Source organism: Klebsiella pneumoniae subsp. pneumoniae HS11286 (assembly GCF_000240185.1).
GTDB lineage: Bacteria > Pseudomonadota > Gammaproteobacteria > Enterobacterales > Enterobacteriaceae > Klebsiella > Klebsiella pneumoniae.
The window spans coordinates 4,240,898-4,253,546 of the sequence record NC_016845.1; the positions used below are offsets into that span (position 1 = coordinate 4,240,898).

General features: G+C 58.1%; 11 protein-coding genes. 5 read left to right on the top strand and 6 right to left on the bottom strand.

Annotated features, from left to right (window positions below; translation table 11 throughout):
• Window positions 1-9 precede the first annotated feature (9 nt).
• The 6 genes from KPHS_42080 to KPHS_42130 all read right to left on the bottom strand — a co-directional run bounded on the left by KPHS_42080 (window position 10) and on the right by KPHS_42130 (window position 5,925).
• A complete protein-coding gene (locus tag KPHS_42080) occupies window positions 10-1,350 on the bottom strand; it encodes a putative (D)-glucarate dehydratase 2 (protein YP_005228508.1) in 1,341 nt (446 codons plus the stop codon).
• Window positions 1,351-1,352: 2 nt separating this feature from the next.
• On the bottom strand, window positions 1,353-2,705 hold the full coding sequence (locus KPHS_42090; RefSeq protein ID YP_005228509.1) for an MFS superfamily D-glucarate permease: 1,353 nt from the start codon (window positions 2,703-2,705) through the stop codon (window positions 1,353-1,355).
• 471 nt (window positions 2,706-3,176) lie between these two features.
• Window positions 3,177-3,620: a flavodoxin gene (locus KPHS_42100; RefSeq protein ID YP_005228510.1), complete on the bottom strand. Its 444-nt coding sequence runs from the start codon at window positions 3,618-3,620 to the stop codon at window positions 3,177-3,179.
• A gap of 4 nt (window positions 3,621-3,624) precedes the next feature.
• On the bottom strand, window positions 3,625-4,419 hold the full coding sequence (locus KPHS_42110) for a tRNA pseudouridine synthase C (RefSeq protein YP_005228511.1): 795 nt from the start codon (window positions 4,417-4,419) through the stop codon (window positions 3,625-3,627).
• Complete coding sequence (locus tag KPHS_42120) at window positions 4,419-4,748, bottom strand: YqcC family protein (RefSeq protein ID YP_005228512.1); 330 nt, start codon at window positions 4,746-4,748, stop codon at window positions 4,419-4,421. Before KPHS_42120 ends, KPHS_42110 begins: the two co-directional genes overlap by 1 nt.
• Before the next feature lie 631 nt (window positions 4,749-5,379).
• Window positions 5,380-5,925, bottom strand: coding sequence for a SecY interacting protein Syd (locus KPHS_42130; RefSeq protein ID YP_005228513.1), 546 nt, complete (start codon window positions 5,923-5,925; stop codon window positions 5,380-5,382).
• Between the two features lie 68 nt (window positions 5,926-5,993).
• Between KPHS_42130 and KPHS_42140 the strand changes: the two genes are divergently transcribed.
• The 5 genes from KPHS_42140 to KPHS_42180 all read left to right on the top strand — a co-directional run bounded on the left by KPHS_42140 (window position 5,994) and on the right by KPHS_42180 (window position 12,630).
• Window positions 5,994-6,839, top strand: a complete 846-nt coding sequence (locus KPHS_42140) for a 7-cyano-7-deazaguanine reductase (protein YP_005228514.1) — start codon at window positions 5,994-5,996, stop codon at window positions 6,837-6,839.
• Window positions 6,840-6,950: 111 nt separating this feature from the next.
• The gene (locus KPHS_42150; RefSeq protein YP_005228515.1) at window positions 6,951-8,318 is read left to right on the top strand and encodes an LOG family protein; all 1,368 of its coding nucleotides are present in this window, start codon (window positions 6,951-6,953) and stop codon (window positions 8,316-8,318) included.
• 509 nt (window positions 8,319-8,827) lie between these two features.
• The gene (locus KPHS_42160) at window positions 8,828-10,117 is read left to right on the top strand and encodes a serine transporter (RefSeq protein ID YP_005228516.1); all 1,290 of its coding nucleotides are present in this window, start codon (window positions 8,828-8,830) and stop codon (window positions 10,115-10,117) included.
• Window positions 10,118-10,182: 65 nt separating this feature from the next.
• Window positions 10,183-11,550 carry an L-serine deaminase 2 gene (locus tag KPHS_42170; protein ID YP_005228517.1) on the top strand — a complete coding sequence of 456 codons (1,368 nt, stop codon included), beginning with the start codon at window positions 10,183-10,185 and terminating at the stop codon, window positions 11,548-11,550.
• Between the two features lie 138 nt (window positions 11,551-11,688).
• Window positions 11,689-12,630 carry a putative ABC-type transport protein gene (locus KPHS_42180; protein YP_005228518.1) on the top strand — a complete coding sequence of 314 codons (942 nt, stop codon included), beginning with the start codon at window positions 11,689-11,691 and terminating at the stop codon, window positions 12,628-12,630.
• Window positions 12,631-12,649 lie beyond the last annotated feature (19 nt).

Genomic DNA, 12,649 nt, shown 5'->3' on the forward strand with positions numbered 1-12,649 from the left:
CCTTTTTAATTAGTGGCGGCCGAAAACGGGACGTTTGCGGTCGAATGTCCAGCCGGGGATCAGGTACTGCATCGGGCCCGCGTCGTTGCGCGCGCCGCCCGGCAGCGCTTTATAGGCCTCATGGGCTCTGCGCACCTGCTCCCAGTCAAGTTCCACGCCGAGTCCCGGCGCGTCTGGCACGGCAATGCTGCCGTTAATAATCTGCAGCGGATTTTTGGTCAGGCGCGCGTCGCCCTCCTGCCAGATCCAGTGGGTATCGATGGCGGTGGGGTTGCCCGGCGCGGCGGCGCCGACGTGGGTAAACATCGCCAGGGAAATATCAAAGTGGTTGTTGGAATGGCAGCCCCAGGTGAGCCCCCAGTCGTCGCACAGCTGCGCCACCCGCACCGCGCCGGAGAGCGTCCAGAAGTGCGGGTCCGCCAGCGGGATATCGACGGCGTTGAGCATCACCGCATGGCCCATTTCGCGCCAGTTAGTGGCTATCATATTGGTGGCGACCGGCAGCCCGGTGGCGCGGCGGAACTCGGCCATCACCTCCCGGCCGGAGAAACCCTGCTCGGCGCCGCACGGATCTTCGGCGTAGGTCAGAACATCCTGCAGCCCTTTACACAGCGCGATGGCCTCATCCAGCAGCCAGGCGCCGTTAGGGTCGACGGTGATGCGCGCATCCGGGAAACGCTTTTTCAGCGCCCGCGCGGTGTCAATCTCCTGCTCGCCGGGCAGCACGCCGCCTTTGAGCTTAAAGTCTTTGAAACCGTAGCGATCCTGGGCGGCTTCCGCCAGACGCACTATCGCCTCGCTGCTCAACGCCTGCTGGTGGCGCAGGCGGTACCATTCGTGATCGCCCGGCGTATGGTCCAGATAACCAAGGTCGGTTTTCTGCCGATCGCCGATATAGAACAGGTAGCCCAGCACGGTGACGGCATCACGCTGCTTACCCGGGCCCAGCAGCTCGCAGACCGGCACATTAAGCACCTGGCCGAGCAGGTCGAGCAGCGCCGCTTCCAGCGCCGCCACCGCGTTAACCTTCAGTTCGAAGGTCCACGCCCCTTTGCCGAAGGTGTCGAAATCCGCCGCCTGATTGCCTTTGTGCACCTGCTGCACCACGCGATTGAGTCGGGCGACCTCCTGGCCCACCACCTGCGGGATCGCCGCCAGCAGCGTCTGGTAGATGACCTCTCCGCCGGGCGCTTCGCCGACGCCGGTATGGCCGGCGTTATCGGTTAACACCACGATATTGCGGGTAAACCAGGCGTTATGCGCTCCGCCGATGTTCAGCAGCATGCTGTCGTGCCCGGCCACCGGAATGACCTTCATCTCTGTGATAATCGGGCTGGATTGAGTAGTCATGATTAACGTCCCGCTACAGGTTTCAGTTCGATACGTTTGATATCGCCCACCAGCACCAGATAGCTCAGCACCGCCACCAGGGCATGGATACCGACGTAGATCAGCGCGCCGTTGAACGAGCCGGTGGTGCCGACGATATAGCCGATGGCGATTGGGGTGACGATGCCGGAGATATTGCCGAACATATTGAACAGACCGCCGGAGAGACCGCTAATCTCTTTCGGCGCGGTATCCGCCATCACCGCCCAGCCGAGGGCGCCGATCCCTTTGCCGAAGAAGGCCATTGCCATAAAGCCGATCACCATCCACTCCACGTTGACATAGTTACACATCAGCATGGTCATGGAGAGCAGCATCCCCAGCACAATCGGCGTTTTGCGCGCAATGTTCAGCGAGCCGGTGCGGCGCATTAACCAGTCGGAGATCACCCCGCCCAGCACCCCGCCGACAAAGCCGCACACCGCCGGAATGGAGGCGACAAAGCCGGCTTTGAGGATCGACATGCCGCGCGCCTGCACCAGATAAACCGGGAACCAGGTGATAAAGAAGTAGGTTAAGGCGTTGATGCAGTACTGACCGATATAGATGCCGATCATCATCCGCGAGCCGATCAGTTGCTTGATCTGCCCCATTTTGACGCTAAACGGCACTTTCTGCGCGCTGCTCTTCTGATCCATGTTGATCAGCGCCCCGCCTTCGGCGATATAGTCCAGCTCTTTCTGGTTCACGCCCGGGTGGTTGTTCGGATCGTGGATCACTTTCAGCCACACAAAGCTGATCACAATCCCCAGCCCGCCCATAAAGAAGAACACATGCGACCAACCCACCTCATGCGTCAGCCAGCCCATGATCGGCGCGAAAATAACGGTGGCAAAGTACTGGGCGGAGTTAAAAATCGATACCGCTGTCCCCCTCTCCTGCGCCGGGAACCAGGCGGCGACGATCCGGCTGTTGCCGGGGAATGACGGCGACTCGGCAAGGCCGACGAGGAAGCGCAGGGTAAACAGCGCAACGATAATGCCAAAGCCGCTGAAGATATCGACGAAGCCCTGCAGCAGGGTAAACATCGACCAGATGAAGATCGACCAGAAATAGACGCGCTTCGAGCCGAAGCGGTCGAGCAGCCAGCCGCCCGGGATCTGGCCGATGACATAAGCCCATGAGAAGGCGGAGAACACATACCCCATCCCCACCGGATCAAGGCCGATATCCCTGGCCATTTCCGAACCGGCGATCGACAGCGTCGCCCGGTCGCCATAGTTAAAAGAGGTGACGATAAACAGCATCACCACTATCCAGTAGCGGGCGTTGGTGCGCTTTTCAGCCGCCGTCGCCGCCTGACTTAATGAACTCATTGTTGTACTCCTGAATCATAGCGTTTAGCTACGTTCATTCTGAACAGCACAACCTGTAGGGTAATCAGAATGACGTGGTCGTGTTTTGATAGTTGTCGTTATATCTGGCACTGCATTTATCACTGGCTGGAGCAGTATATGAAGAGGCACACCGCGGCTCACCGTGCATCCACACAGCTTTTACGCCGCTATTGCAGGTGGTTTGTGGCGAATGCCTGAAAGAATGGGGGGAAGTTCACGGAAATGAAAAGCCAGCGCCGCTGGCGCCGCATAGCGCAGCAAAAAGGGCCGGAGTGTGAAATACCTCACTTGACCCGGTGAAACTGGCTGGCTTAAGCCATGATATTGTTAAGGATATTGTGGCGTTTGCCTAAAGGCGTGGCGCCTGGAAAGCGCTACTATTTTGACGTCCGCGTATCTGGCCGCGACGTATTGAAAGAGCGCCCTCTGCGTAGGGAGAGGGCAGCGCTTTTATGCGAGCAGGGTGGCCCACTGCTCAACCCACGGATTGGAGACGCTCTCCGGCTCCGGGTCTTCGCTGGCGTCAATCTTCAGCATCTCGCCGATGCGCTTCGCGCCCTGCTCCTGCAGCAGCTGATCGAACTTCAGGCCGCCGCCGCAAAAGTTGGCATAGGTGCTGTCGCCGAGCGCGATAATGCCGTACCGCAGGTGAGGCTGATACATATCTTTGATGCCCTCATACAGCGGGACGATGCTGTCCGGCAGGTCGCCCTGCCCGGTGGTGGAGGTGACCACCAGCACATACTTACCCGTGTAGGATTCCCAGTCGTTGACCTGCGGATCCTCATACACGGTAGCCTTGTGTCCCAGTCCGCTGAGGATCGCTTCCGCTTCTTCCGCGACCAGCAGCGAGTTGCCGTACATGGTGCCGACAAAAATTCCGACTTCCGCCATGCTATTATCTCCCTGGATTGACCTTATTCTCTTCATCCTGACCGCTGTCGTCGGCAAACTCAACCCTTTCATTTAGCGGGAGAAGCCCGCGCCAGCCAAACTGCGACAGCGCGCGCATCCAGACGTCGTCAAAACCGGCGCGCAGGGTCAGCGGCTCGCCGGTAAAAGGATGGGTTAACGACAGCTCGCTGGCGTGCAGCATCAGGCGGTGACAGCCGAAATGTTCCGCGGCGCTGCGGTTTTGCCGCAGATCGCCGTGCTTGCTGTCGCCGAGGATCGGATGACGGAGGTGGGCCAGATGACGGCGCAGCTGGTGCTTGCGGCCGGTTTTCGGCTCCAGTTCCACCAGCCCATAGCGCGAGGTGGGATAGCGCCCAGTCGCCACTGGCATCTCCACTGTCGCCAGACCGCGGTAGTGGGTTACCGCTGGCTGCGGCCCTTTATCTTCGCGGGCGAACTTATCGGCGATTCTATCCAGCTCCTCTACCAGCGGGTAATCCAGCAGCGCCTCTTCCATCAGCCAGCCGCGGACGATCGCATGGTAGCGCTTCCGGATCTGGTGCTGCTCGAACTGTTGCGCCAGCAGCCGGCCCGCCTCGCTCGACAATCCCATCAGCAGCACGCCGGAGGTGGGCCGGTCGAGACGATGAGCGGTAAAAACGTGCTGACCGATCTGGTCGCGCACGGTCTGCATCACCACCACTTTCTCGTCGCGATCGAGCCAGCTGCGATGCACCAGCCAGCCCGAGGGTTTGTTGACCGCCACCAGCCAGTCGTCCTGGTAGATAATCTCCAGCATCAGGCCTGCTCACCGGCAAACAGCGCGTCTAACAGCAGAAGTTCCGCCAGCATGGATTCGCGGACCGGGTGGGCCTGATCCAGAGCCATTTCGTAATAAGGCGCAACGGCAAAATTTTGCGGCAGCGGCTGGCCGCTCTCCAGCAGCTGGTGCATACGCGGGATCAGGACCCACTGCAGCCACTCCAGCGGCTCCAGGGTATCCAGGCAAAACGGCTTATCGCTGGCGAAGGCGCTGCTGTCCGGCGCCGTCTCCTGCCAGTGCTCCGTTTCGCGCAGCAGGGCTTCAATGGCGCGCAGGCGATCGCGCACGCTATCGTGAAGAGTCATGGGGAAACCTCGATGAGTTAAAAACCGGGCGCAGGATAGCAAATCCGCAGGAGAAATAAAAAAAGGGAGCACTGTATAAACAGTGCTCCCGGTTCGTTTTGCAGCAGTCCCGCTACATTGGTGCTCCCTGCTCGTCCTTGAAAACTTTTCCTGAGGTCTCCTGACCATGTTCATCCATAAACACGTGCATCCTGCTTTCACACCACCCCGATGCGAAATGACTTATCCATAAGTTTGTCCCGATCTTCCTGATCCACCGTTCATCCTGAGCGGCTCTCGTTCTCCATCCTGGAGGTGTCCATTACGCGATCCTGCGTTATCCTTGCTTCATCCTGAAGCCTGTCCCTGCAACGCCGTCCTGGCGGGTCCTGCAGAAGCGCCATCATCCTGATGTTCGCTTCATTTCGCGACGTCCTGTCGACAGACATAGGATCACTGATTCTGCCCCTTCTTACAACCCTTCTTGAGACAATCTCTTAAGATTAGTCCCCACTCAAAAGGACGAAAAAATTAAGATCTGATTTAATACCAACAACTTATATAAAAAAGTATGGATTAAATTTACCTTAAATGATGACGATCTCTTACAGGTTTTGTAAGAGATCTCTCACAAACGATCTGGCAGACTGGATTACAGAACTGGCTCAAGGTGGTTGAGGAAACCCGCAAGTGAGGGAGAAAGCGTAATGCGTTTGGCGGTGCCGAGGGTCTCTTTGACTACCTCGCCGCTGAGATTACAGACGGATATCACATCCAGTTCACTCTCGAGGGTGGCGATGAACAGCGTCGGCGACAGCTTCAACCGCTTCTGCACCACCAGGTGCCCGATTAAATTTTCCTGCACCCGCTGGAAATCCTCTTCACTCCAGGTCTGCAGCAGCGTCAAGGTTTCGCCGGCAAACCGGCCGGACATATCGCCGGCAAACTGAGTGGTATAATAAGAATGAAGCGGCTGTTGTACCACAATGTCGAGGGCGCGTTCAACCGCGCTGATATTTTGCGCCAGCGAAAACGGCTGCGGCTGCCAGAAAACGGCCTCGCCCTGGGTGTCGACAACGCAAGGCGACGGGACGCCGTAAAGCTCTTCACTGCGCGGCAGGCTGTGGCGCTGCTGCTGCCAGACGGCGCAATATCGTTGGGTAAAAGCGCGTAGCGCTTCTGCTGTCTGATGGTCCACCGGTTTCTCTCTTCACGTTAGACAGGATACACTGGAGCAATAGTGTACCCGCTTTACTATGGTGAAACATGTCTTCTTACGATAATAAGCAGGCGCTGGCCGGCCTGACGCTCGGTAAATCAACCGATTACCGCGATACCTATGACGCCTCGCTGCTGCAGGGCGTGCCGCGCAGTTTAAACCGCGACCCGCTGGGCCTGCATGCCGATAATCTGCCGTTTCACGGCGCCGATATCTGGACGCTGTACGAACTCTCCTGGCTGAACGGCAAAGGTCTGCCGCAGGTAGCTGTCGGCCACGTCGAGCTGCCCGATACCAGCCTCAATCTGGTGGAGTCGAAAAGCTTTAAGCTCTATCTCAACAGCTTTAACCAGACCCGTTTCGCCAGCTGGCAGGACGTTGCAGAGACCCTGACTCGCGATCTCAGCGCCTGCGCGCAGGGGAAGGTGAAGGTATCGCTCTACCGCCTGGATGAACTGGAAGGCCAGCCGATTGCCCGCCTGCACGGCACCTGCATCGACGATCAGGATATCGAGATCGATAACTATCAGTTCAGCGCCGATTACCTGCAGGGCGCCGCCAGCGGCAAAATCGTGGAGGAGACGCTGGTCAGCCACCTGCTGAAGTCTAATTGCCTTATCACTCATCAGCCGGACTGGGGCTCGGTGCAGATCCAGTATCGGGGGGCGAAAATCGACCGCGAGCAGCTCCTGCGCTATCTGGTTTCGTTCCGCCACCATAACGAATTCCATGAGCAGTGCGTCGAACGTATCTTTAACGATATTCTCCGTTTCTGCCAGCCGGAATCGCTTTCCGTTTACGCCCGCTATACGCGACGCGGCGGTCTGGATATCAACCCCTGGCGCAGCAATGGCGACTTTTCCCCCGCCACCGGCCGCCTCGCCCGTCAATAATAAACAATTTCACAATTTGCGTGCGTTTAGGCGCGCGCAAGGTTGTGGAAACGCCGTTCGCAGGGCTATTGTAATCACAGGAAGACCATAAGCGTCCTGTAAGGAGTTCACTTGATTACACATGTTAGCCCGCTTGGTTCAATGGATATGCTGTCGCAGCTGGAAGTGGATATGCTTAAGCGCACCGCCAGCAGCGACCTGTACCAACTCTTTCGCAACTGCTCGCTTGCTGTGCTCAATTCGGGGAGCCTGACCGATAACAGCAAGGAGCTCCTGTCCCGTTTCGAAAATTTCGAGATTAACGTGCTGCGGCGCGAACGCGGCGTGAAGCTGGAACTGATCAACCCGCCGGAAGACGCCTTCGTTGACGGGCGGATTATCCGCTCCCTGCAGGCCAACCTGTTCGCCGTGCTGCGCGATATCCTGTTTGTTTACGGCCAGATCCACAATACCGTTCGCTTCCCGAACCTCGATCTCGAAAGTTCGGTTCATATCACTAACCTGGTGTTCTCGATCCTGCGCAACGCCCGCGCGCTGCACGTCGGCGAGGCGCCGAACATGATCGTCTGCTGGGGCGGCCACTCCATCAACGAAAACGAATATCTCTACGCCCGCCGCGTCGGTACGCAGCTGGGCCTGCGGGAACTGAATATCTGCACCGGCTGCGGGCCTGGCGCAATGGAGGCGCCGATGAAAGGCGCCGCTGTCGGCCATGCGCAGCAGCGCTACAAAGACAGCCGCTTTATCGGCATGACCGAACCATCCATTATCGCTGCGGAACCACCGAACCCGCTGGTCAATGAACTGATCATCATGCCGGATATCGAAAAGCGTCTGGAGGCCTTCGTACGTATCGCCCACGGGATCATTATTTTCCCGGGCGGCGTCGGCACTGCCGAAGAGCTGCTCTACCTGCTGGGTATTCTGATGCATCCCGACAACAAAGCGCAGGTGCTGCCGCTGATCCTCACCGGGCCGAAGGAGAGCGCCGACTACTTCCGTGTACTGGACGAGTTTATCACCCATACCCTGGGCGAATCGGCCCGTCGCCACTACCGGATCATCATTGACGACCCCGCGGAAGTGGCGCGGCAGATGAAAAAAGCGATGCCGCTGGTGAAAGAGAGCCGTCGCGAGACCGATGACGCCTATAGCTTTAACTGGTCGATTCGCATCTCGCCGGACCTGCAGATGCCGTTTGATCCGACCCACGAGAACATGGCCAACCTCAAACTCTCCCCGGATCAGCCGGTGGAAGTGCTGGCCGCCGACCTGCGTCGTGCCTTCTCCGGGATTGTCGCGGGGAACGTCAAAGAGGTGGGCATCCAGGCCATTGAGCAGTACGGCCCTTACAAACTGCACGGCGATCCGGAGATGATGCGCCGTATGGACGATCTGCTGCAGGGCTTCGTCGCCCAGCACCGCATGAAGCTTCCGGGCGGCACCGCCTATATTCCTTGCTACGAAATCATCGCCTGATTTCCCACTCTCCCGCCGGGGCATCGCCTGACGCCTGCCCCCGGCGGGCTCTCTTCCTCTGACTTCCAGAACGCGCTAAAAACCTTTCTGTTACTAATCAATCACCTGAATTATTTCTACATAGCCAAACGTTTGCGTTGGTAAAAACTGCGACAATTATCACTGCAAAAAATGGTTTTAAGCGCAAAAACGTCGACTAGTTCTCTTTTTTACAGTAAATCCCTCGTTATTACGCCGCTCCGCTTTTATCTCATATGCTGCAAATGGTAGCCTTCGCGCCACAAATCGCTGGCTGATCACCAGAAACAGGCTGTTGGACTAAAAATACGCACATTGAAAGTGGATTATTGCATTTGAGATCGCGATCACTGATGCATAAACCATATAAATGTATCTTTCCGGCCCAATTATTACGGAGAAAATTTCTAAAAAAACCGTAATTAAACGAATTTCATGTTACGCAATTGTATTTATTCATTAGATTTTGTTGATTCCTCCAGGAGATACAGATGGAAACCACTCAAACCAGCACCATCGTTTCGGGCGAAACCCGCAGCGGATGGCGTAAAACCGACACCATGTGGATGCTGGGCCTGTACGGTACAGCGATTGGCGCGGGCGTCTTGTTCCTGCCGATCAACGCCGGCGTTGGCGGCATGATCCCCCTGATCATCATGGCGATTCTGGCCTTCCCGATGACTTTCTTCGCCCACCGCGGCATGACCCGCTTCGTGCTCTCCGGGAAAAACCCGGGCGAAGACATCACCGAAGTAGTGGAAGAACACTTCGGCGTAGGCGCAGGTAAGCTGATTACCCTGCTTTATTTCTTCGCTATCTACCCGATCCTGCTGGTTTACAGCGTGGCGATCACTAACACCGTCGAAACCTTCATGGCGCATCAGCTGCACATGACGCCGCCGCCGCGCGCCATTCTGTCGCTGATCCTGATCGTCGGCATGATGACCATTGTGCGTTTCGGCGAGCAGATGATCGTTAAGGCAATGAGTGTGCTGGTGTTCCCGTTCGTTATCGCGCTGATGGTGCTGGCTCTGTATCTGATCCCGCAGTGGAACGGCGCGGCGCTGGAGACGCTCTCCCTGAGCGGCGCTTCCGTTACCGGCAACGGCCTGCTGATGACCCTGTGGCTGGCGATCCCGGTGATGGTCTTCTCCTTCAACCACTCGCCGATCATCTCTTCCTTCGCGGTAGCCAAACGTGAAGAGTACGGCGAAGGCGCTGAGAAGAAATGCTCCAGTATCCTCGCTCGCGCCCACATCATGATGGTGCTGACCGTGATGTTCTTCGTCTTCAGCTGCGTTCTGAGCCTCTCTCCGGCAGACCTGGCGGCGGCGAAAGAGCAGAACATCTCGATTCTGTCTTACCTGGCGAACCACTTTAACGCGCCAATCATTGCCTGGATGGCACCGATCATCGCGATGATCGCCATCACCAAATCCTTCCTTGGCCACTATCTGGGCGCTCGCGAAGGCTTTAACGGCATGGTGATTAAATCCCTGCGCAGTAAAGGCAAATCGATTGAAATCAACAAACTGAACAAGCTGACCGCGCTGTTCATGCTGATCACCACCTGGATTGTGGCAACCCTGAACCCGAGCATCCTCGGTATGATCGAGACCCTTGGCGGCCCGATTATCGCGATGATCCTGTTCCTGATGCCGATGTATGCGATTCAGAAAGTCCCGGCGATGCGTAAATACAGCGGCCATATCAGCAACGTCTTCGTGGTGATTATGGGCCTGATTGCCATCTCCGCGATCTTCTACTCTCTGTTCAGCTAATTCATTCAACGCCTCCCCCCGCGCCGCTTTACGGCGGCGCGCTTTCCGACAGCACGGGAATACATATGATCAGCGTATTCGATATCTTTAAAATCGGCATTGGCCCTTCCAGCTCCCATACCGTTGGACCGATGAAAGCGGGCAAACAATTCACTGACGACCTGATCGCGCGCGGCCTGCTGGCCGAGGTGAGCAAAGTCGTCGTCGACGTCTACGGCTCCCTCTCCCTGACCGGTAAAGGCCACCATACCGATATCGCGATTATCATGGGACTCGCCGGCAACCTGCCGGACACCGTCGACATCGACGCCATTCCGGGCTTTATTCAGGATGTTAATACCCATGGCCGCCTGATGCTGGCCAACGGTCAGCACGAAGTGGACTTCCCGGTGGATCAGTGCATGAATTTCCATGCCGACAACCTGTCGCTGCATGAGAACGGCATGCGTATCACCGCCCTGGCCGGCGACAAGGTGCTCTACAGCCAGACGTATTACTCTATCGGCGGCGGCTTTATCGTTGATGAGGAGCACTTCGGCCAGACTACCGAGGCGCCGGTTGCCGTTCCTTACCCTTACAAAAACGCCGCCGACCTGCAGCGTCACTGCCGTGAAACCGGGCTGTCGCTCTCCGGCCTGATGATGCAGAACGAACTGGCGCTGCACAGCAAAGAAGCCCTTGAGCAACACTTCGCCGCGGTGTGGGAAGTGATGAGCGCCGGTATCGAGCGCGGCATCACCACCGAAGGCGTCCTGCCGGGCAAACTGCGCGTCCCGCGCCGCGCCGCCGCGCTGCGCCGTATGCTGGTGAGCCAGGACACCACCAACAGCGATCCGATGGCGGTGGTCGACTGGATCAATATGTTCGCCCTGGCGGTGAACGAAGAGAACGCCGCCGGCGGCCGGGTGGTGACCGCGCCAACCAACGGCGCCTGCGGTATCGTGCCGGCGGTGCTGGCCTACTATGACAAGTTTATCCGCAAGGTGAACAGCAACTCCCTGGCCCGCTATATGCTGGTCGCCAGCGCGATTGGTTCGCTGTATAAGATGAACGCCTCCATCTCCGGCGCCGAAGTCGGCTGCCAGGGTGAAGTGGGGGTCGCCTGCTCGATGGCGGCGGCCGGTCTGGCGGAACTGCTGGGCGGCAGCCCGGGTCAGGTGTGCATCGCGGCAGAGATCGCTATGGAGCATAACCTCGGCCTGACCTGCGACCCGGTCGCCGGCCAGGTGCAGGTGCCGTGCATCGAACGCAACGCTATCGCTGCCGTGAAAGCGGTCAACGCCGCGCGAATGGCGCTGCGCCGGACCAGCGAGCCGCGCGTGTGTCTCGATAAAGTGATCGAGACCATGTACGAAACCGGCAAAGACATGAACGCCAAGTACCGGGAAACCTCCCGCGGTGGTCTGGCGATGAAGATTGTTGCCTGCGATTAACCTGCTGGCCCGCCACGCGTCGGCGTGTCGGGCCATCGTCCTGCATAACTCTTTTTGTTATATCAATAAAATTTTAGTTATTTAATGGTTATAAGCGCTGTTTGTTACCTTACGCAAAACCGCTAAGGAGAACAGACAATGTCCAACCGATTCCGCCCCGCCTGGCTGCTGGTCCTCGCCGCCCTCTCTACCTCCGCGCTGGCCAAAGCGCCGGAAACCGTCAACATCGGCTATCAAAAGGCGAATATCTTCGCGCTGCTGAAGTACCGCGGCACGCTGGATGAGAGCCTGAAAAAACAGGGCATTGCCGTACGCTGGGTCGAATTCCCCGCCGGGCCGCAAATGCTGGAGGGGCTGAACGTCGGTAGTATCGATCTGGCCGCGACCGGCGATGCGCCTCCGGCCTTTGCCCAGGCGGCGCAAGCCGATCTGGTCTACCTTGCCCACTCCCCCGCTAACCCGAAAACGGAAGCGATTGTGGTGCCTGAACAGTCGGCAATCCACAGCGTGGCCGACCTGAAGGGCAAGCGCGTGGGGTTGAACAAGGGGTCTGACGTCAACTACCTGCTGGTTGCCGCACTGGAAAAAGCGGGCCTCAGCTATAAAGACATCACCCCGGTCTATCTGCCGCCGGCGGACGCCCGCGCCGCTTTCCAGCGCGGGGCGATTGATGCGTGGGTGATCTGGGATCCGTTCCTCGCAGAAGTGGAAACCAACGCGAAAGCCCGACAGATCCGCAATGCCGAGGGGCTGGTGCCGCACTACACCTTCTATCTCGCCAGCCGCAAGTTTGCAGATACCTACCCGGAGACAGCAAAGCAGGTGGTGGATGAGCTGGGTAAACTCAGCGCGTGGGCGAACAGCCATCAGGACGAGGCCGCCGGGCTGCTGTCGACCTCAACCGGACTGGATAAAGCCATCTGGCTGAAGACCCTGGCCCGCCTGCCCTACGGTGCCGAACGCATGACCCCGGCGGTGTATAACGAACAGCAGGCGCTGGCGGATACCTTTACGCGCATCGGCCTGCTGCCGGTGAAAGTCGACGTGCGCAGCGCCACCTGGTCGCTGGATAAACCTTGATTTTCCTGACGACGGGAAG